The sequence below is a fragment of the Nocardiopsis mwathae genome (genome assembly GCF_014201195.1).
Classification (GTDB): domain Bacteria; phylum Actinomycetota; class Actinomycetes; order Streptosporangiales; family Streptosporangiaceae; genus Nocardiopsis_C; species Nocardiopsis_C mwathae.
Map to the genome: position 1 here is coordinate 2,759,415 of NZ_JACHDS010000001.1, position 24,055 is coordinate 2,783,469.

22 protein-coding genes are annotated in these 24,055 nt (G+C 71.0%); 3 read left to right on the forward strand and 19 right to left on the reverse strand.

The genetic code is table 11. The features are described from left to right. Positions 1–16: 16 nt before the first annotated feature. From HNR23_RS27780 to polA, 19 genes are all read right to left on the reverse strand, one after another. Positions 17–673: a pseudouridine synthase gene (locus HNR23_RS27780; protein ID WP_343070749.1), complete on the reverse strand. Its 657-nt coding sequence runs from the start codon at positions 671–673 to the stop codon at positions 17–19. Then, positions 670–1,467 carry a hypothetical protein gene (locus tag HNR23_RS27785; protein WP_343070527.1) on the reverse strand — a complete coding sequence of 266 codons (798 nt, stop codon included), beginning with the start codon at positions 1,465–1,467 and terminating at the stop codon, positions 670–672. Before HNR23_RS27785 ends, HNR23_RS27780 begins: the two co-directional genes overlap by 4 nt. Before the next feature lie 308 nt (positions 1,468–1,775). Beyond that, a complete protein-coding gene (gene scpB / locus HNR23_RS11910; RefSeq protein ID WP_184080221.1) occupies positions 1,776–2,375 on the reverse strand; it encodes an SMC-Scp complex subunit ScpB in 600 nt (199 codons plus the stop codon). Between the two features lie 29 nt (positions 2,376–2,404). Continuing rightward, positions 2,405–3,283: a segregation and condensation protein A gene (locus HNR23_RS11915; protein WP_184075642.1), complete on the reverse strand. Its 879-nt coding sequence runs from the start codon at positions 3,281–3,283 to the stop codon at positions 2,405–2,407. 124 nt (positions 3,284–3,407) lie between these two features. Continuing rightward, positions 3,408–3,851, reverse strand: a complete 444-nt coding sequence (locus HNR23_RS11920) for a hypothetical protein (RefSeq protein ID WP_394353768.1) — start codon at positions 3,849–3,851, stop codon at positions 3,408–3,410. Beyond that, on the reverse strand, positions 3,824–4,789 hold the full coding sequence (locus tag HNR23_RS11925) for a ParA family protein (protein WP_394353769.1): 966 nt from the start codon (positions 4,787–4,789) through the stop codon (positions 3,824–3,826). The genes HNR23_RS11920 and HNR23_RS11925 overlap by 28 nt, the downstream gene beginning before the upstream one ends. Positions 4,790–4,976: 187 nt before the next feature. Beyond that, the gene (locus HNR23_RS11930) at positions 4,977–5,972 is read right to left on the reverse strand and encodes a site-specific tyrosine recombinase XerD (RefSeq protein ID WP_184075643.1); all 996 of its coding nucleotides are present in this window, start codon (positions 5,970–5,972) and stop codon (positions 4,977–4,979) included. A gap of 405 nt (positions 5,973–6,377) precedes the next feature. Continuing rightward, positions 6,378–7,022 carry an NUDIX domain-containing protein gene (locus HNR23_RS11935; protein WP_184075644.1) on the reverse strand — a complete coding sequence of 215 codons (645 nt, stop codon included), beginning with the start codon at positions 7,020–7,022 and terminating at the stop codon, positions 6,378–6,380. Beyond that, positions 7,019–8,674: a CTP synthase gene (locus HNR23_RS11940; protein ID WP_184075645.1), complete on the reverse strand. Its 1,656-nt coding sequence runs from the start codon at positions 8,672–8,674 to the stop codon at positions 7,019–7,021. The genes HNR23_RS11935 and HNR23_RS11940 overlap by 4 nt, the downstream gene beginning before the upstream one ends. Before the next feature lie 173 nt (positions 8,675–8,847). Next, complete coding sequence (locus HNR23_RS11945; protein WP_184075646.1) at positions 8,848–9,747, reverse strand: hydroxymethylglutaryl-CoA lyase; 900 nt, start codon at positions 9,745–9,747, stop codon at positions 8,848–8,850. Between the two features lie 271 nt (positions 9,748–10,018). After that, complete coding sequence (locus HNR23_RS11950) at positions 10,019–11,014, reverse strand: GNAT family N-acetyltransferase (RefSeq protein WP_184075647.1); 996 nt, start codon at positions 11,012–11,014, stop codon at positions 10,019–10,021. A 284-nt stretch (positions 11,015–11,298) separates the two neighbouring features. Next, positions 11,299–11,787, reverse strand: a complete 489-nt coding sequence (locus HNR23_RS11955) for a DUF3060 domain-containing protein (protein WP_184075648.1) — start codon at positions 11,785–11,787, stop codon at positions 11,299–11,301. Between the two features lie 89 nt (positions 11,788–11,876). Then, a complete protein-coding gene (locus HNR23_RS11960) occupies positions 11,877–12,305 on the reverse strand; it encodes a VOC family protein (protein WP_184075649.1) in 429 nt (142 codons plus the stop codon). Between the two features lie 157 nt (positions 12,306–12,462). Then, the gene (gene uvrB, locus HNR23_RS11965) at positions 12,463–14,571 is read right to left on the reverse strand and encodes an excinuclease ABC subunit UvrB (RefSeq protein WP_184075650.1); all 2,109 of its coding nucleotides are present in this window, start codon (positions 14,569–14,571) and stop codon (positions 12,463–12,465) included. Positions 14,572–14,730: 159 nt separating this feature from the next. Next, a complete protein-coding gene (gene coaE, locus HNR23_RS11970) occupies positions 14,731–15,339 on the reverse strand; it encodes a dephospho-CoA kinase (RefSeq protein ID WP_184075651.1) in 609 nt (202 codons plus the stop codon). A gap of 10 nt (positions 15,340–15,349) precedes the next feature. Further along, on the reverse strand, positions 15,350–15,862 hold the full coding sequence (locus tag HNR23_RS11975; RefSeq protein WP_184075652.1) for a GNAT family N-acetyltransferase: 513 nt from the start codon (positions 15,860–15,862) through the stop codon (positions 15,350–15,352). An 84-nt stretch (positions 15,863–15,946) separates the two neighbouring features. After that, positions 15,947–17,434, reverse strand: coding sequence for a 30S ribosomal protein S1 (gene rpsA, locus HNR23_RS11980; protein WP_184075653.1), 1,488 nt, complete (start codon positions 17,432–17,434; stop codon positions 15,947–15,949). Between the two features lie 400 nt (positions 17,435–17,834). After that, positions 17,835–18,263 (reverse strand): alternative ribosome rescue aminoacyl-tRNA hydrolase ArfB, encoded by a 429-nt coding sequence (gene arfB, locus HNR23_RS11985; RefSeq protein ID WP_343070530.1) that lies wholly within the window; start codon positions 18,261–18,263, stop codon positions 17,835–17,837. Positions 18,264–18,318: 55 nt separating this feature from the next. Next, entirely contained in the window at positions 18,319–21,087 is a 2,769-nt protein-coding gene (gene polA, locus HNR23_RS11990) for a DNA polymerase I (RefSeq protein ID WP_184075655.1), read from the reverse strand. Positions 21,088–21,213: 126 nt separating this feature from the next. Here polA and HNR23_RS11995 point away from each other — a divergent pair, with 126 nt between their 5' ends. The 3 genes from HNR23_RS11995 to HNR23_RS12005 all read left to right on the forward strand — a co-directional run bounded on the left by HNR23_RS11995 (position 21,214) and on the right by HNR23_RS12005 (position 24,051). Beyond that, positions 21,214–21,630, forward strand: coding sequence for a PaaI family thioesterase (locus HNR23_RS11995; protein ID WP_184080227.1), 417 nt, complete (start codon positions 21,214–21,216; stop codon positions 21,628–21,630). A 359-nt stretch (positions 21,631–21,989) separates the two neighbouring features. Continuing rightward, positions 21,990–23,210 (forward strand): ABC transporter substrate-binding protein, encoded by a 1,221-nt coding sequence (locus HNR23_RS12000; protein ID WP_184075656.1) that lies wholly within the window; start codon positions 21,990–21,992, stop codon positions 23,208–23,210. A 193-nt stretch (positions 23,211–23,403) separates the two neighbouring features. Continuing rightward, entirely contained in the window at positions 23,404–24,051 is a 648-nt protein-coding gene (locus tag HNR23_RS12005; RefSeq protein WP_184075657.1) for a LysE family translocator, read from the forward strand. The last annotated feature ends 4 nt before the right edge of the window (positions 24,052–24,055 follow it).

Sequence of the window (24,055 nt, forward strand, 5' to 3'; positions counted from 1 at the left end):
TCCCCCTTCGCGGAGACTACATGCCCGCGGCGGAGTACAGCTCGCTGACCTCCTTGGCCGTGAGCGCCCGCATGGTCCCCGGCTTGAGCGCGTTCAGGTCGATCGGGCCGACCTGGGTGCGGGCGAGGTCGGAGACCGGGTGGCCCACGGCGTCCAGCAGGCGCCGCACGATGTGCTTACGGCCCTCGTGCAGCTGGATCTCGACCAGGGCCTTGGGCTCCATGTTGTCGACCACGCGGAAGGAGTCGACCTTGACGAAGCCGTCCTCCAGTTCGATCCCGGACCGCACCTCGCGGATGACCTCGCGCGGGACCGGCCCCGGCACCTTGGCGATGTAGGTCTTCTTGACCTTGTAGCGCGGGTGGGTGAGCCGGTTGGCGAGCTCTCCGTCGTTGGTGAGCAGGATCAGGCCTTCGGTCTCGGTGTCGAGACGGCCCACGTGGAACAGGCGCTCCTCGGTCTGGCCCGAGTAGTCGGCCAGCGTGGGGCGCCCCTCGGGGTCCCACATGGTGCTGACCACGCCGCGCGGCTTGTTCAGCGCAAAGTAGAGCAGGTCGGGAGCGGTGGCGACGAGCATGTCGTCGACACGGATCTCCGACTTCTCCGGGTCGACTCGGGCGCCGAAACGCCGGACGACCTGGCCGTCGACGCTGACACGCCCGGCCATGATCATCTCCTCGCTGGCGCGGCGGCTGGCCACGCCGGCCTGCGCGAGCGCCTTCTGCAGTCGGATACCCCCCGGCACGTCGACGTAGGTGTCGCGCGGGGTGTCGCTCCGGTCGTCATCTCTCGGGTCGTACTCGGCGCGCAGCGCTTCGAGCCGCATCCGCGCAGCGACCGACAACTGGTTCTCGCTCTTGCGCCCGGACGCGTGGTTCTCGCGCCGGACCGGGCTCCGGCCGGTGGAGCGGGCCTCCTTGCGCCGCTTGGGCGCGCCGCCGGAACGGGGCTGCTCGGTACGGCGGTCATCGCGGCCGCGGTCACGGTCGTGCCCGCCGCGCTCGGGGCGGCCGGGTCCCTGCCCCCGGCGGTCGTCACGCCGGTCATCGCGACGGAACGGGCCGCGGTCATCACGGCCGCCCGCGCGGGCGGGGCGGCGGTCGTCACGACGATCATCACGCCGGAACGAACCACGGTCATCACGACGGTCGTCCCGCCCACGGCCACCGTAGCCGCCGCGGTCATCACGCCGGTCGTCACGCCGGTCGTCACGCCGGTCATCGCGCCGGTCATCGCGACGGAACGGGCCGCGGTCATCACGGCCACCCGCACGAACAGGCCGACGGTCGTCACGACGATCATCACGCCGGAACGAACCACGGTCATCACGACGGTCGTCCCGCCCACGGCCACCGTAGCCGCCGCGGTCATCACGCCGGTCGTCACGCCGGTCATCGCGACGGAACGGGCCGCGGTCATCACGGCCACCCGCACGAACAGGCCGACGGTCGTCGCGGCGGTCGTCACGGCGGTAGGGCGTCCGGTCGTCTTGCCGGTTGCCGTACCGGTCGTTGCGGTCGCCTCGGCCGTCGCGGTCGTCGCGGCGCTGGAAACCCTGGCCGCGGCGGTCGTCGCGGTCGCCGGAGCGGTAGGAGCCCCGGTCGTCCCGGCGGAACCGGTCGCGCCCGCCGCCGCGTCCCGTCTGTCGTCGGTCGTCGTACTGGCCGTCCCGGCGCGGGCCGGAGCGGTGGGAGCCACGCTCACCGCGCGGCCGGTAGGAGTCGCCGCGCTCACCGCGCGGGGCGTCGTCCCGCGCACCGCGGGACCGTGCATCATTACGAGGTGTGTTCACCGGTGTCGTCTAAACCTTCGATGTCGTCAGGCAGGAAAGGTGCCAGATCGGGAAGTTCGTCGAGGCTGCGGAGGCCGAGGCGCTCCAGGAAGTAGCTTGTGGTCCGGTACTGCAGCGCACCCGATTCCGGGTCGGACCCGGCCTCTTCGACCAAGCCTCTCAGTACGAGGGTACGCATAACCCCGTCGCAGTTCACACCGCGCACGGCCGAGACCCTGCCCCGGGAGACCGGCTGGCGGTAGGCGACCACCGCCAGGGTCTCCAGCGCAGCCTGGGTGAGCCGCACCTCCTGGCCCTCCTTGAGGAAGTGCTCGACCACGTCGGCGCACTCCGGGCGGGTGTAGATCCGCCACCCCTCGGCGACCTGGCGTAGATCGAAACCCCGGCCCTGGGCGGTGTATTCCTCGGACAGCCCGGTGAGCACGGCCTCGATGTCGCGCACCGACCGGTCGAAGGCGCGCGCGAGGTCGTAGGCGGCGACGGGCTGGTCGACCACCATCAGCACCGCTTCGAGGTCGCGACGCAGCCGGGCGTGGGCATCGTCACCCTCCGGACGCGCCGCCTCAACCGCTACCCCCGGCACCGCCGCTGTCGGAGTGTCCTCGCTCACACTCACGTGCCCTCCCCGCTCTCCTCGTTCTCACGGTCGTTCTTCGCCTGCTTGGCCTGTTCGTACTCGTCGGCGACCGCCACCTCGCCGTCGTGCGAGCCGGTCCAGGTCACGGTGAGCCCGGCGAGCGGCTCGGGCTGGTCGAAGCCGACGTTCTCGGCGCGGTACAGCTCCAGCAGGGCGAGGAACCGCGCAACGATCTCGAAGGTACCGGTGCAGTCGGCCGTCAGTTCGGCGAACGTGAGCGTGCCGTGCTCCCGCAGCGCCTCCACCACCAGCGCCCCCTGCTCGCGCACGGAGGTCGTGCTCTGGTGGATGTGCGCGACCGGGACGCTGGGCGGCTCCTTGGGCGTGAACACCCGCGCCGCCAGCACCGCGAACTCCTGGGGGCCGAGCTTGATGAGGACGTCGGGCCGCGACTCGGCGAACCGCGGTTCGAGCCGCACCGCGCGGGCGAAGCACCGACCCTGTGCGCTGATGCGCCCGGAGAACAGCGCCGCGACCTCCTTGTAGGCGCGGTACTGCAGCAGTCGAGCGAACAGCAGGTCGCGGGCCTCCAGCAGGGCGAGGTCGGCTTCGTCCTCGACCTCGCCGCGCGGCAGCAGCCGCGCCGCCTTGAGGTCCAGCAGTGTGGCCGCCACCAGCAGGAAGTTGCTCGTCTGTTCGAGGTCCCAGTTCTCACCGTGCGCGGTGATGTGCGCGATGAACTCGTCGGTGACCTTCGACAGCGACACCTCGGTGATGTCCAGCTTGTGCTTGGAGATCAGGCCCAGCAGCAGGTCGAAGGGGCCTTCGAAGTTCTCCAGGCGCACCTGGAAGCCGCTCTCCTCGACCTCGTCGGCCACCGCCTGCTCGCCCGGGGCCGGTGCCGTGCTGCTCATGGCACCGGGGTCGGGTTGGTTGTGCTCATCCCCCCAGGGTGTCACCGATCCGCACCTGCCCGGTCCGCCTCGTCCGATGCCGCCAGCGGCTCCTCCCCCGGGGCGCGCCGGTGCACGCGGCGCTTCAGTCCGATTCCGTGTCGGCCAGCAGCCGCTGCACCAGCATGCTGGACTCCCCGTGCTCCTCGAAGTCGGCGAGCAGCACCGCCACGGCCTCGCGGACGATCCGCCCGCGGTCGGCCGTCAGCCCGTGCTCGGCGCGCAGCGTCAGTCGGGTCTGCTCCAGGGCGAGGAGTTCGGGTGCGGAGATGTACACCGTGATCTTCTCGTCGTGGCGCTGGCGCCCGCTGGGCTGCGGCGCGCGCTTGCTCCGCTTGCGAGGGCGGGGCGGGGCCGGTTCCGCGGGCGCCGGGGCTTCGTCGGCCCGGCCGTCGCGGGCGGCCGGCGGCTCCGCGGGCGGGTTCGGCGGTGCAGGAGGTGCGGGCTCGGCCGCGGCGGTGTCGGACGGACGGAAGAAGAGCTCGTCCGCGCCCGGCAGGGTCACACGTCGTGACCGCTGTGTTGCCACCGAGCCAGCACCTCCTTGGCGAGTTCCCGATAGGCGTTGGCACCGGCGGACGACGAGTCGAACCGAGTGATGGGCTCCCCCGCCACCGTGGCGTCAGGGAACCGCACCGTGCGGTTGATGACGGTTCCGTACACCTTGTCGCCGAAACCGTCGATGATGGTCGCCAGCACCTCGCGCGCGTGCAGGGTGCGCGGGTCGTACATGGTTCCCAGGAAGCCCTCGATCACCAGGCGCTCGTTGAGCCGCTCCTGGACCTTCTGGATGGTGTCCATGAGCAGCGCGACCCCGCGCAGCGCGAAGAACTCGCACTCCAGCGGCACGATGACGCCGTCGGCGGCGGTGAGCGCGTTGACCGTGAGCAGGCCCAGCGACGGCTGGCAGTCGATGAGGATGACGTCGTAGTCGTCCATCACCGGGCGCAGCGCGCGGCCCAGCATCTGCTCCCGGGCCACCTCCCCGACCAGCTGCACCTCGGCCGCCGACAGGTCGATGTTGCTCGGGATCAGGTCGAGCCCGTCGACATCGGTCTTCAGCAGCACGTCCGACACGGTGACGTCGCGCTGCATGAGCAGGTTGTAGACCGTCAGGTCGAGCTCACGCGGATCGAGTCGGCCCAGCCCGACGGAGAGCGCCCCCTGCGGATCGAAGTCGACGAGCAGCACCCGTCGCCCGAACTCCGCGATGGCGGCCCCGAGATTGATGGTGGTGGTCGTCTTTCCGACGCCACCCTTTTGATTGCAGAGTGCGATGATCCGAGCGGGGCCGTGGTCCTCCAACGGCTCCGGCTCGGGAAACCGCACTTTCGGTCTGTTCGATTGCAGAGCCGCCCCCGTGCTGCGCGTTTCCCCCCAGGGGTTGATCGCCGATCTCTCCGAATCGCCCTCGTCGGTGCGGGCGTCGCCCGGCACCTCCGCATCATCGTGCTCCGACCAGCTCACAACCCTTTGACCTCCCTACGAACCGGCCGTGGCCGGACGTTTCATCCGTACCGGTTGACCGGCCGTCGGAAAAACTCAATATGTCGACAGCGACGAACCGTCGTGCCCGCGACTCTAAAACGTCGGCACAGGATCATTCAACGCGACACTCTACGGTGTCATCGATGCGTAACACCGCGGTTGCGTCTCAGCGCACCGCATTGGCACGGGGGTGGCTGGCGGCGTAGACCTCGCGCAGCCGGTCCACGGTGACCAGGGTGTACACCTGCGTGGTGGTGACCGAGGCGTGGCCCAGCAGCTCCTGGACGACGCGCACGTCGGCGCCGCCGTCCAGCAGGTGGGTGGCGAAGGAGTGCCGCAGGGTGTGCGGGGAGACCTCGCTGAGGCCGGCGCGATCGGCGGCGGCGCGCAGCACCGCCCAGGCGCCCTGCCGGGTGAGGCGCCCGCCGCGGGCGTTCAGGAAGAGGGCGGGTACGCCCCGGCCCGATGCGGCCAGGACGGGCCGGGCGCGCACGAGGTAGGCGTCGATGGCGGTGCGGGCGAACCGGCCGACCGGGACGAGGCGCTCCTTGCCGCCCTTGCCGCGGAACCGGACGACGGTGACGTCGGTGTCGACGCCGTCGGTGGTGTCGGCAGAGTCGGCGGCGCCACCGAGGCGGCCGACGTCGTCGACGTCCAGGCCGATCGCCTCGGAGATCCGCGCCCCGGTTCCGTACAGCAGCTCCAGCAGGGCGCGGTCGCGCATCGCGCGCGGGTCGTCGGCCGAGCCCACCGCGTCGAGCAGCGACTCCACGGCGTCCAGGGACATCGCCTTGGGCAGGCGGCGCGGCGGCGCGGGCGGGCGGACCTCGCTGGCCGGGTCGCCGGAGGTGATGCCCTCCCGTTGGGCGAAGCGGTGCAGGCCGCGCACGGCCACCACCGCGCGTCCGGCGGAGTTGAGGCCGAGCGGGGGGTGGTCGTCGTCGCCCTCGCGCAGGCGGCGGAGGAACTCGGCGACGTCGTCGGCGCCGACCTCGCCGAGCGAGGCCACCCCGCGGTCGGCGAGGAACTCCAGGTAGCGGCGGAGGTCACGGCGGTAGGAGGTGAGGGTGTTGGCGGCCAGGCCGCGTTCGACGGTGAGGTGGTCGAGGTATCCGCCTACCGCCGACACCAGCACGGGGGGTGCCGCGTCCTCGACTGCCATCGCATCCCCGATCTATCGCAACGTGGGCGTTCTCATCCGCCGGAACGGGCCGCGCGGGGTGGGCCGGGCACCACTGGGCGGGGCCGGGCCGGCGCGACCGCCGTCGGCCGCGCGGCACCGGGTCGGCCCGCCGCGGAGTGGGGCCGGGACGGGCGCGCGGCGGTCGTCGGGATCCCCGCAACCGCGGTCGTTTCCGAGCGCGATGATGCCACAGGACCAAGGGCCGCAACGTCACGACACGGCGATATCACCGCTATCTGCGGACGATCCGGATGATCGCCCCCGATTTCCCGAGATTCCACGCGCCCCGGCGCAGAGCGAAATGCCGCCTGGGACCCGCGGGTCCCAGGCGGCATTTCGCCGGTGAGAAGCGGCCCCGGTCCCGGAGCCGCCGAAGAGGGCCGGCTACACGGCCGGGCGCAGCCCGGCGAAGCCGTCGCGCGCCGCCGTGGCGGCGGCGAGGATGCCCACGACGGTGGCGCCGTTGTGCAGCCGCCCCTCCTGGACGGCCGTCACCGCTTCGTCCAGCGGCACCCACGCCGCGATCATGTCGGCCTCCTCGTGGACGCGTTCGAAGGCGATCTCCTCCGGCGGCACCTCGCTCAGCCCACGGGCCAGGAACACCTTGATCCGCTCGGTGGAGAAGCCCGCCGACGGGAAGAAGTCGGCCAGCTCGTACCAGTACTCGGCCCGGTACCCGGCCTCCTCCAGCAGTTCCCGCTGGGCGGTGCGGACCGCCGTCTCGCCCTCCTCGTCGCGCAGTCCCGCCGGAAGCTCCCACAGTCGGTGCCCCACGGCGTGCCGGTACTGGCTCAGCAGCAGCACCCGCTCCCGGTCGTCGACCGCGAGCGCGGCCACCGCGCCCAGGTGCACCATGTGCTCGCGGCGCACCAGCTCGGGGCCGTCGCTGCCGGCCATGGTCAGCCAGTCGACCCGCATCGCCGTCTTGGCGCCGCGGAACGGCTCGGTGCTCCTCTCGACCGGCCACCGCTCCGGCCGGTCCGCCACGCGCACCGAGGTGGCCGCCTCGTCACCCGACGGTCCGCTCATGCGCGCGGCTTCTTCACCGCGCCCTGCCGCTGCAGGGCGGCCGACACCAGGCCGGAGAACAGGACGTGCGCACGGGTCGGGCGGGAGCGCAGCTCGGGGTGGGCCTGGGTGGCGATGTAGAACGGGTGCTCCTCGCGCGCCAGCTCCACGTACTCCACCAGTTTGGCGTCGGGCGACAGGCCGGAGAACACCAGCCCGGCCTTCTCCAGCTGCGGGCGGTAGGCGTTGTTCACCTCGAAGCGGTGGCGGTGCCGCTCGGAGGCCCGCGCCGTGCCGTACAGCTCGCGCGCCAGCGACCCCTCGGCGAGGTCGGCCGGGTACAGGCCCAGCCGCATCGTGCCGCCCATGTCGCGCTCGCCGGCCACGACGTCGGTCTGGTCGGCCATGGTGGCGATGACCGGCTCGGCGGCCTTGTCGTCGAACTCGGTGCTGTTGGCCCCGGCCAGCCCGGCGACGTTGCGCGCGTACTCGATGACCATGCACTGCAGGCCCAGGCAGATGCCCAGGGTCGGGATCCTGTTCTCCCGGGCGTACTTCAGCGCGCCGAGCTTGCCCTCGATGCCGCGCACGCCGAACCCGCCGGGGATCAGCACACCGTCGACGTCGCCGAGGCGGCGCGCGGCCCCCTCCTCGGTGGCGCACTCGTCGCTGGGCACCCAGCGGATGTTCACCCGGGTGTGCTCGGCGAACCCGCCGGCGCGCAGTGCCTCGGTCACCGACAGGTAGGCGTCGGGCAGGTCGATGTACTTGCCGACCAAGCCGATGGTGACCTCGTGGTCGGGGCGGTGGACGCGGCGCAGCAGGTCGTCCCACTCGGTCCAGTCGACGTCCCGGAACGCCAGGCCCAGGCGGCGCACCACGTAGGCGTCCAGGCCCTCGCCGTGCAGCACCTTGGGGATGTCGTAGATGGACGGCGCGTCGGGTGTGGAGACCACGCCGCCCTCCTCCACGTCGCACATGAGGCTGATCTTGCTCTTCATGGACCGCGGGATCGGCCGGTCGGAGCGGCAGACGATGGCGTCGGGCTGGATGCCGATGCTGCGCAGCGCGGCGACGGAGTGCTGGGTCGGCTTGGTCTTGAGCTCGCCGGACGGAGCCAGGTAGGGCACCAGCGAGACGTGCAGGAAGAAGCTGTTGTCGCGGCCGATCTCGTGCCGGATCTGGCGCACGGCCTCCAGGAAGGGCTGCGACTCGATGTCGCCGACGGTTCCGCCGATCTCGGTGATCACGACGTCGACGTCGGCCGACTCCATCGCGTAGATGCTGGCCTTGATCTCGTTGGTGATGTGCGGGATGACCTGCACGGTGTCGCCGAGGTAGGCGCCCTGGCGCTCTTTGGCGATGACGCTGGAGTAGATCTGGCCGGTGGTGACGTTGGCCGACGCGGACAGCTCGGTGTCGAGGAACCGCTCGTAGTGGCCGATGTCGAGGTCGGTCTCGGCGCCATCGTCGGTGACGAACACCTCTCCGTGCTGGAAGGGGTTCATCGTGCCCGGGTCGACGTTGAGGTAGGGGTCGAGCTTCTGCATCGTGACGCGCAGCCCGCGCGCCTTGAGCAGCCGACCGAGGCTGGACGCGGTCAGGCCCTTCCCGAGACTGGAGGCGACGCCGCCGGTGACGAAAAGGTGTTTGGTGCTAGCGGCGGATGCCAAAGTGATGCTCCCGTGGTCGAATGGCTACGGCCCGCCCGGATCTTTTCCGGGCCGCCGTGCGGCGTCCGTCGCCGGCAGGACCGCCACCGGCCACTACCTCGGACTCCACGGGCCACCAGGATAACAGTGCCGAGCACCTGCGCGGGTATCGCGCCGGTGTGCGCGCCGTCGCGTCAGGCCGGGAAGCCCCCGGCGCGGCCCAGCAGCGCGGGCGGCGCCTTGTCCAGCCGCACACCGAGCCACTCCCCGAGTTCGGCGAGCGCTTCGAGTCCGGTGCCCGTCTCCATGCCGCTGCGGTGCAGCATGTACACCAGGTCCTCGGTGGCGATGTTGCCGGTGGCGTTCGGGGCGAACGGACAGCCGCCGAACCCGCCCACGCTGGAGTCGAGCACGGTCACTCCGCTCTCGACCGCCGCCAGCGCGTTGGCGTAGCCGGTGTTGCGGGTGTTGTGGAAGTGGCAGCGCAGCCGGGCACCGTCGGCGACCTCGCCGACGCGCCGCACCAGGTCGGAGACCTGCCGCGGAACGCCGACGCCGATGGTGTCGGCCAGGGCGATCTCCACCGCACCGGACGCGGCGGCCCGGCGGGCGACCTCCACCACGCGCTCGGGCGCGGTCTCGCCCTCGAACGGGCAGCCGAAGGCGGTGGACACGGTGACGCTCACCGGCATCCCCGCCTCCGCCGCGGCGCGGGCGATGCCGTCGTAGGCCGCCAGCATCTCCTGGACCGTGCAGCCCTGGTTGCGGCGGCAGAACCCGTCGCTGGCGGGGATCGCCACGTTGACCTCGTCCACCCCGGCGGCCAGCGCACGGTCCAGGCCCCGGTGGTTGAGTACCAGCCCGATGTAGGAGGCCCCGGCGCCGCGGTCGACCCCGGCCATGACCTCCTCGGCGCCGGCCATCTGCGGGACCCGCTTGGGGTTGACGAAGCTCACGGCCTCGATCCGGCGGACTCCGGCGGCGACCGCGCGGTCGATCAGCTCGATCTTCTCCGCGACGGACAGGACCCGGTCCTCGTTCTGCAGGCCGTCCCGCGGCCCGACCTCGACGATCTCCACCCGATCGGCCGCCATGGCGCGATCACCTCACTCCCGGGTCCGTGACGACGTCCTCGTCCTCGGTCGCCATCGCGCATCGTGTGCGGCGAATGGTGCCGATGATCACACCGCCAGCCTAATCAACGGCGGTTCGCCGGGCAGGGCCGGGGTTCGGTGTGACGCCGCCGAACGCGATGCGGCCTCCCGCGTAGCCGTCGGCCTCGGCGAACTGCACCGCACACTGGAAACCACCGGCGATCATCGGGTGTACTTCGCCGAGATCGACGGCAGGGCGGGGGCGCGGTCTTCAGCGCAGGGCCAGGGCGGGGCGGATCTCCCAGGTGGTCCACAGCGGCCGGTAGCCCATGCGGTTCCAGAACGGGCCCGACAGCGGGTTGAGCATCGCGTAGTTGAGCAGGGTCACCGCGATCCCGTAGCTGTCGAGCGCCTGGTGCACCTGGCTGACCAGTGCGGTACCGATGCCCTGGCCGCGTTCGTCGGCGGCCACCACGCCGTAGCCGATATGCGCCGCCGGGGAGGCGCTGACCAGCGGAGCCGCCCAGTGGGCGCGCTCGGGCGGGGACGCCCACACCAGGCCGACCGCACGGCCGCCGCGCTCGGCCAGCCAGATCCACGAGGGCGCGCGCCCCAGGGCGCGCGCGACCACGCCCCGGGTCTGCTCGGCGGTCTCGGCCTGGATGAACACGCCGCCGAAGGCCTCCTCGTAGCGGTGCTCCTCCATGAGGAGGCTGACGACCGCGGTCACGTCGCTCGGCCCGGCCAGCCGGATGGAGACGTCGCGCGGCGGCAGCGACGGCGGCACCCCGCGGCGGAAGCCGCGCGCCGCCAGGACGCTGTAGGGCTGCAGCCCGTGGCGCTGCAGCGGCAGCACGCCGCAGACGTCCCGGGAGGGCCAGGTGAGCATCGCCGCGGACTCCGAGCCGGTGCCGGTGGGCAGCGCTTCGAGCTGGTCGCGCCAGTGCGTGAGCAGCGAGTCGAGTGCGCCACCGGGGTCGGGGCCGCCCACGATGGGGGTGAGCCAGTGCTGGTCGGGCACGCCCCATGTGCGCCCGGGCTCGCCCGGCTGGTACCAGGAGTAGCGCATGGTCCCGGCGGCCACCGGCCGACCGGCGCCGTCACTGACCGTCAGCAGCGGGTAGGTGCTGGCGCGCGGACGAGCGGGAACGGGTAGAAGGGGGTCGACCTGATGCCAGCGCTGCGCCACCGAGCTGACCAGCAGATCGAACTCGGCGCTGCGGCTTGACAGGTCGTCATGCCGCACCCGGGCGACATAACCGCTCATCTCACACTCCCCGGCCGCGGTATCGCTACCTGCCCATGTCACGGCCCAGTGGCGCGGCGTGACCAGAACCGACGGGCGACCACGTAGCGTCGCCCCATCACCACTGCAGACCGTATCGCTTCGCTCCGGCTCCGTGCGGGGAGCCGACCGAAGTCACGGAAATCGTTCCGATATCGTCGCCATGCAATTGCACCGCGACAAACCCTGAAAGGGACTACGTTAGCCGATTTCCCAAGGGATCTCGCCACCGGCCCCACGGCGCACACCCGCGCGTGGCGACACGGTCACCCCGCGGCGTCGCCGCCCTGGGTGATTTCGTTGCCCTTTCCGATATCCACTACCCTGGGCTCCTCGCCCGAGTGGTACACGGTGATGTCCGAGCCCGCGAGGGTGACGGCATCGGCGGCGGCCAGATGGATCCGGTTGCCGCTGCCCGAGACGTTGACCGCGCCGCAGGACCCGTGCAGGACGACCGTGGCGTCACTGGACACGACGTTGACCATCCGCCCGGCGCAGTCGTCGACGGTGGTCTCGCCGGTGGAGGTGATGTTCACGGTGTCGCCGAACTCGACGTCGACGCCGTCCTCGGCGAGCGACACGCCGCCGTCCTCGTTGGTCGCGGTGACACCGTCCTCGCCGACCCCGACCCCCGTGCCGTCCTCCCTCTCGTAGGACACGCCGCCCTCATCGATCGACAGCCCGCAGCCCGCCCCCGCCAGGGCTATCAGTGCCGCGGCCGCCGCCACCGCCGGTCCCCGCATCCGCATCCGCATGCGCTTCCCTTCCCCTACCGGACGTCCCGGCGAATCCGGGTTGTCGAGCACGTTGGATGCAACCCTAGCGGGACCGGTTCCGCGATCGCCTACTGCAGACAGAATTCGTTGCCCTCCGGGTCGCGCATGACCATCGCGTACCCCGTGGGCTCATCGACCTCGCGGACCCGGGTGGCACCCAGCGCGACGGCGCGCTCGACCTCCTCGGCGACCCTGGCCCGGCGGCGGTCCCGCGGGAGCCCCGCGGCGACGTTCACGTCCAGGTGCACCCGGTTCTTCGCGGTCTTGACCTCCGGCACCTTCTGCAGGAAGATCCGCGGCCCCACCCCGTGCGGATCGGAGACGGCCCACGCACGGTCGCGCTCGCCCTCGGGGACGCCCAAGGCGTCGAGCGCCTCGTCCCAGGTCGCGAAGCCCGGAGGCGGCGGATCGTCGGTGTAGCCGAGCAGCTCGGCCCAGAAGGCCCCGAGCCGCTTGGGGTCGCGGGCGTCGAAGGTGACCTGGAAGGCGAGTGCCATGGCGGACCGGTCCCGTCTCGTCGCGCCGAACGCCGGAGAACGGCGGACGGCGACCATTGCGATGTCATCGAACGTACATTCGAACACCGTGGCGCGCAATCACCGACACACGACGCGAAACGTCCGGCCCGCAGAACCGGAAGCGCCGGCGACCGGGTCAGCCCACCCCGGCGGCGTCCATCCCGCGCAGCTCCCGCTTGAGCTCCTTGATCTCGTCGCGCAGCCGGGCCGCCAACTCGAACTGCAGGTCCGCGGCGGCCTGGTGCATCTGCTCGCCCAGCTGGTCGATCAGGTCGGCGAGTTCGGCGCGCGGCAACCCGGCGATGTCGGCCGAACGCCCCTCTCCCGCGGTGGCCGACAGCGCCGGGACCGGTGCCCTGCCCTTGTCCCCCTTGCGGTAGCCGGTGCCCAGCAGCTCCTCGGTGTCGACGTCCTCGCGGGCCAGCGAGTCGAGGATGTCGGCGATCTTCTTGCGCAGCGGCTGCGGGTCGATGCCGTTCGCCTCGTTGTAGGCCTGCTGCTTGGCCCGGCGCCGGTTGGTCTCATCGATCGCGTTGCCCATCGCCGCGGTGACCGTGTCGGCGTACATGAACACCTGGCCGGCGACGTTGCGCGCCGCCCGCCCGATCGTCTGGATCAGCGAGGTCTCCGAGCGGAGGAAGCCCTGCTTGTCGGCGTCCAGGATGGCCACCAGCGACACCTCGGGCAGGTCCAGGCCCTCCCGCAGCAGGTTGATGCCGACCAGCACGTCGAACTCGCCGACGCGCAGCTCCCGCAGCAGCTCCACACGGCGCAGCGTGTCGACCTCGCTGTGCAGGTAGCGCACCCGGATGCCGAGCTCGGCGAAGTAGTCGGTCAGGTCCTCGGCCATCTTCTTGGTGAGCGTGGTGACCAGCACCCGCTCGTCGCGCTCGGAGCGCAGCCGGATCTCGTGGACCAGGTCGTCGATCTGGTTCTCGGTGGGCTTGACCACCACCTCCGGGTCGACCAGCCCCGTGGGCCGGATGACCTGCTCGACGACGTCGCCGCCGCTCTGCCGCAGCTCATAGGGGCCGGGCGTGGCCGACAGGTACACCGTCTGGCCGATGCGCTCCAGGAACTCCTCCCACTTCAGCGGGCGGTTGTCCAGCGCCGAGGGCAGCCGGAACCCGTGGTCGACCAGGGTGCGCTTGCGCGACGCGTCGCCCTCGTACATGCCGCCGATCTGCGGCACGGTCACGTGCGACTCGTCGATGACGAGCAGGAAGTCCTCGGGGAAGTAGTCGAGCAGGGTGTTGGGCGCGCTGCCCGGCTCCCGGCCGTCGAAGTGGCGGGAGTAGTTCTCGATCCCCGAGCAGGTGCCGACCTGGTTGAGCATCTCCAGGTCGTAGGTGGTGCGCATGCGCAGCCGCTGCGCCTCCAGCAGCCGGCCCTGAGCCTCCATCTCGCTGAGGCGCTCACCCAGTTCGGCCTCGATCTCGCGGATCGCCCGCTCCATCCGCTCCGGCCCGGCGACGTAGTGGGAGGCGGGGAAGATGTACATCTCCTCGGCCTCACCGAGCACCTCCCCGGTGAGGGGATGCAGTGTCTGCAGGCGCTCGACCTCGTCACCGAACAGCTCGATGCGGATCGCCAGCTCCTCATAGACCGGGATGATCTCCACCGTGTCGCCCCGCACCCGGAACGTGCCGCGGGTGAACGCCATGTCGTTTCGGGTGTACTGCATCTCGACGAGCCTGCGCAGCAGGTCGTCGCGGTCGACCTCCATACCGACGCTCAGCATCGCCATCCGGTCCACGTACTCCTGGGGTGTGCCCAGGCCGTAGATGCAGGAGACCGAGGCGACCACGATGGTGTCGCGCCGGGTCAGCAGCGAGTTGGTGGCCGAGTGCCGGAGCCGCTCCACCTCGTCGTTGATCGACGAGTCCTTCTCGATATAGGTATCGGTCTGCGGGACGTAGGCCTCGGGCTGGTAGTAGTCGTAGTAGGAGACGAAGTACTCGACCGCGTTGTTCGGCAGCATCTCGCGCAGCTCGTTGGCGAACTGCGCGGCCAGCGTCTTGTTGGGCTGCATGACCAGCGTGGGCCGCTGCACCTGCTCGACCAGCCACGCCACCGTGGCCGTCTTGCCCGTGCCGGTGGCGCCGAGCAGGACGCTGTCCTTGTCCCCGGCGCCGATCCGCCGGGACAGCTCGGCGATCGCCGCGGGCTGGTCGCCCGCGGGCGACATCTCCGAGACCACCTGGAAGGGTGCCGTCTTGCGCTGGATATCGGTCACCGGCCGCACGTCGTGTCAACTCCCCGTCGATTCCACCCCGGACCCTCTCCACAGTAGCGGCGCACGGTGACGTTCCGGCGGGCCCAGCGCGCCCTCCGTTCGATCTCGGGGAGGCGGGCGAGAACCGCCGCCGGAGACCCGCCGCCCCCGGCACGGGCGGAGGGCGGGTCAGCAGGGCGGTGCGGCGGCGCGGTCCAGCAGGCGGCCCCACAGGTCGGCGACGGCCCGGTCGAGGTCGGCCACGGTTCCGGAGTTGTCCACCACCACGTCGGCCGCGGCCAGCCGCTCCTCGCGGGTGGCCTGCGCCTTGATCCGGGCGCGGGCCTGCTCCTCGGGCATGCCGCGCCGGGCGATGAGCCGCTCGATCCGGGTCTCCTCGGGCGCGTCGACCACCACGACCAGGTCGTAGAGCCCGCCCAGGTCGTTCTCGACCAGCAGCGGCACGTCGTAGACCACGATGGCGTCCTCGGCCGCCTGGGCCATCAGGCCCGCGGTGCGCTCCCCCACCCGGGGGTGCACGATGGCGTTGAGCCGGGCGAGCTTGTCGGCGTCGGCGAACACGATCTCGCCGAGGCGGGGCCGGTCCAGCGCCCCCTCGGGGGTGAGGACCTCCTCACCGAACTCCGCCACGATCTCCGCCAAACCCGAGGTACCGGGCTCCACGACCTCCCGGGCCAGCTTGTCGGCATCGATGACCAGGGCGCCGTGCGCCGCCAGCCGGCCCGACACCTCGCTCTTGCCCGAGCCGATGCCCCCGGTGAGTCCTACACGCAGCATGCTGCCGAGCCTACTCCTCGCCGCCCGCCGTCCCCGAAGCGCCCCCGGGGGCGGGTTTGCGCAGGTGCACGGTGGTGATGTGGTCGGCCAGCCGCTCGCGCCCGGTCTCGGTGTAGCCCAGCGCCCGGTACAGCCGCAGGTCCGCCGCTCCGCCGCGCCCCGTGACCAGGGCGAAGGACTCCAGGTCCGGCTGAGCGCGCAGGGCGTGCTCCTCCAACGCGGCCAGCAGCGCCCGGCCGATGCCCCGGCGGCGCACGTCCGGGGCGACCGCCAGCCGGTTGATGAGGAATCCCGAGCCGGTGCCGCGGCCGCGCGCGGCGCCCACGATCCGTGGGCCCAGCTCCGCCTTGAGCAGGATGCGGTCCGCACCCAGGTAGGCGCCGACCTGCTCACGCGTCTCGGCGAGCGGGGCGATGTAGGGGTCGCCGCACGCCTGGGCCTCGTCCAGGTAGGCGGCACGCTGCACGGTCCAGATCGCACCGATGTCGGCTTCCACGGCGGCGGAGATACGCGGAGTACTCACGCTATCGACCCTAGCGAAAAGGGCCGCCCCCCGAAGGGGAGCGGCCCTCAGCGATTCGCGTCGCTCACACGGTGTTCAGGCGAACTACTCGCCACCGCCCGCGAGCTTCTCACGCAGCGCGGCCAGCGCCTCATCGGAGGCGAGGGCACCACCGGAGTTGTCGGCGTTGCCGCCGCCACCACCGGCGGGCGCGCTCGGCGCGGCCTCGGCCTCGGCACTGGGCGCCTCGGCGGCCTCGGCCTCGGCGGCCTGGGCCTCCTCGACCTGCTTGCGGTGCGCCTCGAAGCGGGACTGGGCGAGAGCGTACTGCTGCTCCCACTCGTCGCGCTGAGCCTCGTAGCCTTCGAGCCACTCGCCGCTCTCCGGGTCGAAGCCCTCGGGGTACTTGTAGTTGCCCTGCTCGTCGTACTCCGCGGCCATGCCGTAGAGGGTCGGGTCGAAGTCGACCTGGTCCGGCGAGACGCTCTCGTTGGCCTGCTTCAGCGAGAGGCTGATGCGGCGGCGCTCCAGGTCGATGTCGATGATCTTGACGAAGATCTCGGTGCCGACCTGGACGACCTGCTCCGGAATCTCGACGTGGCGCTCGGCCAGCTCGGAGATGTGGACCAGGCCCTCGATGCCCTCCTCGACGCGCACGAACGCACCGAACGGAACCAGCTTGGTGACCTTGCCGGGAACGACCTGGCCGATCTGGTGCGTGCGGGCGAACTGCTGCCAGGGGTCTTCCTGGGTGGCCTTGAGGGACAGGGAAACGCGCTCGCGCTCCATGTCGACGTCGAGAACCTCGACGGTGACCTCCTGGCCGACCTCGACGACCTCGCTCGGGTGGTCGATGTGCTTCCAGGACAGCTCGGAGACGTGCACCAGACCGTCGACGCCGCCGAGGTCCACGAACGCACCGAAGTTGACGATCGAGGAGACGACGCCCTTGCGGATCTGGCCCTTCTGCAAGGTGTTGAGGAACGTCTGGCGAACCTCGGACTGGGTCTGCTCCAGCCAGGCGCGGCGCGAGAGGACCACGTTGTTGCGGTTCTTGTCGAGCTCGATGATCTTGGCTTCGAGCTCGCGGCCGACGTAGGGCTGCAGGTCACGGACCCGGCGCATCTCGACCAGAGAGGCCGGGAGGAAGCCGCGCAGGCCGATGTCGAGGATGAGGCCGCCCTTGACGACCTCGATGACGGTGCCGGTGACGACGCCGTCCTCTTCCTTGATCTTCTCGATCGTGCCCCAGGCGCGCTCGTACTGGGCGCGCTTCTTGGACAGGATGAGACGGCCTTCTTTGTCCTCCTTCTGGAGGACCAGGGCCTCGACATGGTCGCCGACGGACACCACTTCACCGGGGTCGACGTCGTGCTTGATCGAGAGCTCGCGGGAAGGGATCACACCCTCGGTCTTGTAACCGATGTCGAGCAAGACCTCATCTCGATCGACCTTCACGATGGTGCCCTCGACAATGTCACCGTCGTTGAAGTACTTGATGGTCTCGTCGATCGCTGCGAGGAAGGCTTCCTCGGACCCGATGTCGTTGACCGCTACCTGGGGTGTCGAGGTTGCCTCGGTGCTGCTCGTCATGTGTGGGTGGACTCCGGACACGGATATGGACAGAAATTGGGACGCTGCGAAATCGAACGGACACCCGGCCGACCCTCGGAAACGACGGACCTCCGGAGCCGTCAACGCCCCCGGGTCGCCCCGCGTATCCGCTAGTGCCGTGCGTCCGCCGCGCCCACCCGGGCCCCCGACGCTTCCGATGCCGAGGCGGTCGATCTGCCCCGCTCGGGATGAACCTCCGAGGTCGAGCTGCGCATGCGAATCCACAACGCTCCGGTCAGAATATGAGACGCGGGCGTCTTGGTCAATCGGAATCCCGGACGTCTAACGGACCAAGAGCGCAACCAGCGCATTCCACTCCCCCCGCGTCACGCCCGAATGTGGCCCATCTCATGCCCCGGCGGGCGCACGGACCGGCCCGTCAGTCGTCGAACCGCCGCGACCGGGTCCGCTTCAGATCGGACCGCCGCCGCTTGGCACCGAGTCTGCGCTCCTTGGCACCGCGGCTCGGCCGGGTGGCCCGGCGCGCCCGGGGCCCCGGCGCCGCCGCCTCGGCCAGCAGCACGGCGAGCCGCTGCCGCGCCAGCTCCCGGTTGCGGGCCTGGGAGCGGGTGTCGGCCGCGGTGACCGTCAATACCCCGCCGACCAGGCGGCCCTCCAGCCGCCGAAGCGCGCGCTCGCGCTGCTCCCCGGTGAGCGCCGCGGTCGCGGTGAGGTCCAGGGAGACCGACACACGGGTGTCGGACGTGTTGACGTGCTGCCCGCCCGGCCCTCCGGAGCGGGAGAAGCGCCACCGCAGCTCCTCGTCGACCAGGAATACCCGGACACAGCCCGATGCGGATGCCGCCACTGCCGCCTCCCCCTCTCTTGCTTCCACGGAATCCCGTTGCCCGAAAGCCGCCCGCTCAGTGCGCGGCGTCGTGCCAGTCGCGGCCGACGCCGACCGACACGGCCAGCGGCACACGGAGATCATAGGCGTTCGCCATCTTCTCCGACACCAGTTTTCGGACATCCGCCAACTCGTCCGAGGTGACCTCCAAAACGAGTTCGTCGTGAACCTGCAGCAGCATCCGCGAGGAGAACCCGCCCTCACGCAGCGCCGCGTCCACGTCCAGCATCGCCACCTTGATGATGTCGGCCGCCGACCCCTGGATGGGAGCGTTCAGTGCCATCCGCTCGGCCATCTCCCGGCGCTGCCGGTTGTCGCTGGTCAGGTCGGGCAGGTACCGGCGGCGGCCCAGCATCGTCTCGGTGTAGCCGTCCCGGCGCGCCTGCTCCACCACCGCGTGCAGGTAGTCGCGGACCCCGCCGAACTGCGCGAAGTAGTCGTCCATCAGGCGCCGCGCCTCATCGGGGGCGATCCCCAGCTGAGTGGAGAGCCCATAGGCGCTCAGCCCGTAGGCCAGGCCGTAGTTCATCGCCTTGATCCGCGCCCGCGCCTCGCCGTCGACCTCGTCCACCCCGATCCCGAACACCCGCGCGGCGATCTCGGCGTGGAAGTCGTGGCCCGTCTGGAACGCCTCGATCAGCGAGGCGTCCTGGGACAGGTGCGCCATGATGCGCAGCTCGATCTGGCTGTAGTCCGCGGTCAGCAGCTGCTCGTAGCCCTCCCCCACGACGAACGCGCGGCGGATGCGCCGGCCCGCGTCGGTGCGCACGGGGATGTTCTGCAGGTTGGGGTCGGTCGAGCTGAGCCGCCCGGTGGCCGCCACCGTCTGGTGGAAGGTGGTGTGAATGCGGCCGTCCTCGGCGATCGTCTTGATCAGCCCCTCGACCGTGGTCCGCAGCCGGGTCTGGTCGCGGTGGCGCAGCAGGATCCCCGGAAGCTCGTGGTCGGTCTGGGTCGCCAGCCACGCCAGCGCGTCGGCGTCGGTGGTGTAGCCCGTCTTGATCCGCTTGGTCTTGGGCAGCTCCAACTCGGTGAACAGCACCTGCTGGAGCTGCTTGGGCGAACCCAGGTTGAACTCGTGGCCGACCACCCGGTGCGCCTCGGACACCGCCTGGCGCACCGCCGCGGCGAACTCCTCCTCCAAGCCGTCGAGGTAGGCCCGGTCGACCGCGATACCGGTGCGCTCCATCGCGCCCAGCACCCCCACCAGCGGCAGCTCCAGATCCGCCAGCAGCCGCTCGGCCCCCCGCTTGCGCAGGTCGGAGTCGAGGCCCGCGGCCAGGTCGAGGGTGGCGCGGGCCCGCGTCGCCAGGTCGCGTCGGGCGGCCTCGGCCGCGTCGCCCTCACCCGTCACGTCCAAGGCCAGCTGCTCTCCGTCGCCACCGTGCTCGGCCAGCTCCCGGTTGAGGTACCTGCGGCACAGATCCGCGAGATCGACCTTGCGCTGCCCCGGCTGGACCAGGTAGGCCGCGATCGCGGTGTCGCTGCTGAGGCCCCGCAGCTCCCAGCCGTGCGCCGCCAGCGCGAGCATGGGGCCCTTGGCCTCGTGCAGGGCCTTGGGGGCATCGGCGTCGGCCAGCCACGCGGCCAGCGCCCGCTCGTCGTCGGCGTCCAGGGCGGTCGGGTCGATGTGGGCGGCCGCGCCGTCGGCGGCGGCGATCGCCAGTCCGCCGACGGACCCGGCACCGCGGCCCCACGTGCCGGAGACGGCCAGGCCGACCCGCTCCCCGGTGGAGGCGTGGCCGCGCAGCCAGGCGGCGACCTCCCCGGTACCCGGCGCGGCCAGATCGACCGAGAAGCCCTCGGGGGCGGCGTCGGCCTCCGCGCTGTCGTCGGCCTCGGCGCCGACCACCGCGAACAGGCGATCGCGCAGGGTGGAGGCGAACTCCAGCGCGTCGAACAGGGAGTCGATGGAGGCGCGGTCGGCCTCCTTCATGGTGAGCCCGGTGACCGGGGCGCCGACCTCGACGTCGGTGGCGAGCTCGTTGAGCCGCTGGTTGCGCAGGACGTCGTCGAGGTGGTCGCGGAAGTTCTGCCCGGCCTTGCCGGTGACCTCGTCGGCGTGGGCGACCAGCTCGTCCAGCGACCCGTACTTGGCGATCCACTTGGCGGCGGTCTTGGGACCCACCCCCGGGACGCCGGGGAGGTTGTCGGCCTTCTCTCCCACGAGAGCGGCCAGGTCGCGGTACCGGTTCGGTGGCACCCCGTACTTCTCCTCGACCTTCGCCGGCGTCATCCGGGTCAGGTCGGACAGGCTCTTGCCCGGGTAGAGCACGGTGCAGGTGTCGGTCACCAGCTGGAAGGCGTCGCGGTCGCCGGAGGCGATGAGGATCTCCATGTCCTCCTCACCGCCCTGGCGGGCCACGGTCGCGATCACGTCGTCGGCCTCGAAGCCGGTGGCGGACAGGCTGGTCACACCCATCATCCGCAGCAGCTCCTGGATCAGCTCCACCTGGGAGGGGAACTCCGGCGGGGTCTCCGAGCGCCCGTCCTTGTACTCCTCGTACACCTCGTGCCGGAATGTCGGCCCGGACAGGTCCCAGGCCACCGCGATGTGCGTGGGCTGCTCGTCGCGCAGCAGCTTGATCAGCATCGAGGTGAAGCCGTAGACCGCGTTGGTCGACTGGCCGGTGCTCGTCGCGAACTTCTCCACGGGCAGCGCGAAGAAGGCGCGGAAGGCCATGGAATGGCCGTCCAGCAGCAGCAGGCGTCGGCGGCCGGCGTTCTCACCCCCGGCGCCCGGGGAGGAACTGTTCTGGTCGGGGGTCTGTTGAGTCTTCACCACATGCAAATCCTAGGATGCGGTGCGGACGTTTTCGCGGTTCCCGGCGGACGGACCCGCCGGGAAACCCCGGCGCCCCGAACGAGCGGGCGCCGACGGCCGCGATCCACTCACGGGAGGGTGAACGACATGACGCTGGACGCCGAGCAGCTCGCCGAGCTGATGGGGGCCGCCAACGCCGGCGGCGGACTCGGGGAGGCCATGGGGCTGGAGATCAGCGAGGCCTCGGCCAAGCGCGTCGTGGGGCGGATCCCCGTGGCCAAGAACACCCAGCCCTACGGCCTGCTGCACGGCGGCGCCTCCTGCGCGCTCGCCGAGACCCTGGGGTCGGTCGGGTCCGCCATCCACGCCGGCGAGGGCCGGATCGCCGTCGGCATCGAGATCAACGCGACGCACCACCGCAGCGCGACCGCGGGGTACGTGACCGGCGTGGCCACCGCCGTGCACCTCGGCCGCACCCTGGCCACCTGGGACATCGTCATCACCGATGAGGAGGGGCGCCGCGTGTGCACCGCGCGGCTGACCTGCATGCTGCGCGACGCCTGAGCCGGACCCCGCAGTGGGGGTGGGTTCCGCCGATCCGGCGGAACCCACCCCCACTGTCGTTTCTTGGGGTGGCCGTGACCGACATCCGACGATCGAGTGACCCAGTGTGATCACCTGCGGCCACACCGTCGTACCCCACCCCAGCAAAACGTCATGAACTGCGACTTTGCCAAAGAAACATGACTACAGAGAGATAACGGCATGAACCCGACTCTGCACCGACATGACCAAGCGCCTTCCGGTTCGCGAACCCCAGTGATTAAGTCGCGCTAACGCCGGACATTAAGCGAAGCACCACACGAGGCTTCGAACGGCGACTCATCCCCATCGCTAACAGCCGGTTGAACGGAGAGTCCTCGATGCCAGGCAAGAAGGCGCTCAGCCTCACCGCGGCGGCCGCGGCCCTTACCCTTGCAGCCACCGCCTGCGGAACGGGCGACGGAACGGATTCCGACGCCCTGCAGTACGGGTACGTCTTCCCGGAGACGGGCGACCTCTCCCACCTCGGCCCGCCCCAGATCACCGCCGCCAAGTACGCGCTGCACGAGATCAACGAGGCGGGCGGCGTGCTCGACCAGGAGGTCCCCGCCATCCTCACCGGCGACGAGGCCAACGACGCCGCCCAAGCCAACGACTCCGCTCAGCGGCTCATCGACCAGGACGTCGACATCGTCCTCGGTGCGGCCAGCTCCGGCATGACCCTGGCCATCATCGACACCGTCACCGGTGCGGAGAAGGTCCAGTGCTCCGGCTCCAACACCGCGCCCGGGCTGACCGAGGAGAAGCCGACCGAGTACTACGTCCGCACCGCCCCCAGCGACATGCTGCAGGGCCCCGTCCTCGCGGAGAAGATCGCCGGCGACGGCCACCAGAACGTCGCCATCACCTACCGCGCCGACGACTACGGCGAAGGCCTGGCCAACGCCGCCGCCACCGCCCTGGAGGACAACGGCATCGAGGTCAAGTACCAGGAGGGCTACGACCCCAACGCCCCGAACTTCGACTCCGTGGTCACCGAGGTCGCCAACCAGGACACCGACGCCGTCATCATGGTCTCCTTCGAGGAGGGCGTGCAGATCATCACCGGCCTCATCGAGGCCGGTGTCAACGCCGACCAGATGTACGGCACCGACGGCCTGAACGACGAGACGCTCGGCAACTCCGTCGACTCCGACAACCCCGGCATCATCGACGGCTTCCAGGGCACCGCACCGGACGTCGGCGAGGCCGAGTTCATCAGGGGCCTGCAGGAGTTCGACGAGAACCTCGAAGTCCTGCAGTTCGCCGGCCAGGTCTTCGACTGCGCCATCGTGACCGCGCTCGCCGCCGAACAGGCCGAGAGCACCGACCCGACCGTGTTCGTCAACGAACTGGCCGCGGTCACCCAGGACGGCGAGCAGTGCTCCTCGTTCGCCGAGTGCCGCGACCTGATCCGCGACGGCAAGGACATCGACTACCAGGGTGTCAGCGGCCCCATCGCCTTCGATGACAAGGGCGACGTCAGCCAGGCCACCTTCCAGATCTACGGCTTCGAGGACGGCGGCAAGCACACCAAGCTCGACGCCATCACCGTCCCCTGACCGGACCCGCACCACCCCGCACACACGGCCCCCGGACCGCCGTCCGGGGGCCGTGTCCTTTCCGCCGGTCGGCACGGACACCCCCGCGCACTCGCGTGACAGCGCCGCGGCCGCACCCGCACACACCCGGACCACCCGGCCCCGGGCGCGCGCCCGAGGAGTGCGGGCGACCCGCCGGGTGGCGTCGCGCCCCATGGACATCGTTCAGGGGTTACCGGCGTTCATCGTCGCCGTCGTCCTCATCTCGGCCTCCCCCGGCCCTGCGATGGCGCTGATCTTCCGCAGAGCCGCCCTCCACGGGTTCCGCTCCAGCGTGGCGACGGTACTCGGGCTGGAAGCGGGAATCTACCTGTGGGCGCTTGCCGCCGGGGCCGGGCTGGCCGCCCTGTTGGCGGCCTCCCACACCCTCTACCTCACGATCCAGATCGCGGGTGCCTGCTTCCTGGCCTACCTGGGAATACGCTCCTGGGCCGCCGTGCTCCGGGACCGCCGCACCGATGCCGCCGACCCCGGCCGGGCCGATCCTCCCCCACCGCAGACGTCCACACGCGCCGCATTCGGCGAGGGGCTGGTCGTCCAACTCGCCAACCCCAAGGCCGCCGTCTTCATGTTCGCCTTCTACCCGCAGTTCATCTCCGCCGACCAGCCCCTCCTGGCGACCACCGCCGCCCTGGCACTCCTCCAGGTCGGCGTGGAGACCACGCTGTACCTGGCCCTGGCCGCCGGGGTGGCACGGGCCGGCACCCGGTTCCGCCGCCCCACCATCCGACGCCGACTCGAAGCGGTCACCGGCACCGTACTCATCGCCCTGGCCGGACGGCTCCTGCTCACAGCGCGGTGACGGC

What these genes read in the sequence shown, in the direction of transcription:
- HNR23_RS27780 (WP_343070749.1), bottom strand. Translation starts at nt 673, where the DNA reads ATGATCATGGCCGGGCGTGTCAGCGTCGACGGCCAGGTCGTCCGGCGT.
- HNR23_RS11915 (WP_184075642.1), bottom strand. Translation starts at nt 3,283, where the DNA reads ATGAGCAGCACGGCACCGGCCCCGGGCGAGCAGGCGGTGGCCGACGAG.
- HNR23_RS11930 (WP_184075643.1), bottom strand. Translation starts at nt 5,972, where the DNA reads ATGGCAGTCGAGGACGCGGCACCCCCCGTGCTGGTGTCGGCGGTAGGC.
- HNR23_RS11935 (WP_184075644.1), bottom strand. Translation starts at nt 7,022, where the DNA reads ATGAGCGGACCGTCGGGTGACGAGGCGGCCACCTCGGTGCGCGTGGCG.
- HNR23_RS11945 (WP_184075646.1), bottom strand. Translation starts at nt 9,747, where the DNA reads ATGGCGGCCGATCGGGTGGAGATCGTCGAGGTCGGGCCGCGGGACGGC.
- HNR23_RS11950 (WP_184075647.1), bottom strand. Translation starts at nt 11,014, where the DNA reads ATGAGCGGTTATGTCGCCCGGGTGCGGCATGACGACCTGTCAAGCCGC.
- HNR23_RS11955 (WP_184075648.1), bottom strand. Translation starts at nt 11,787, where the DNA reads ATGCGGATGCGGATGCGGGGACCGGCGGTGGCGGCGGCCGCGGCACTG.
- HNR23_RS11960 (WP_184075649.1), bottom strand. Translation starts at nt 12,305, where the DNA reads ATGGCACTCGCCTTCCAGGTCACCTTCGACGCCCGCGACCCCAAGCGG.
- coaE (WP_184075651.1), bottom strand. Translation starts at nt 15,339, where the DNA reads ATGCTGCGTGTAGGACTCACCGGGGGCATCGGCTCGGGCAAGAGCGAG.
- rpsA (WP_184075653.1), bottom strand. Translation starts at nt 17,434, where the DNA reads ATGACGAGCAGCACCGAGGCAACCTCGACACCCCAGGTAGCGGTCAAC.
- HNR23_RS11995 (WP_184080227.1), top strand. Translation starts at nt 21,214, where the DNA reads ATGACGCTGGACGCCGAGCAGCTCGCCGAGCTGATGGGGGCCGCCAAC.
- HNR23_RS12000 (WP_184075656.1), top strand. Translation starts at nt 21,990, where the DNA reads ATGCCAGGCAAGAAGGCGCTCAGCCTCACCGCGGCGGCCGCGGCCCTT.
- HNR23_RS12005 (WP_184075657.1), top strand. Translation starts at nt 23,404, where the DNA reads ATGGACATCGTTCAGGGGTTACCGGCGTTCATCGTCGCCGTCGTCCTC.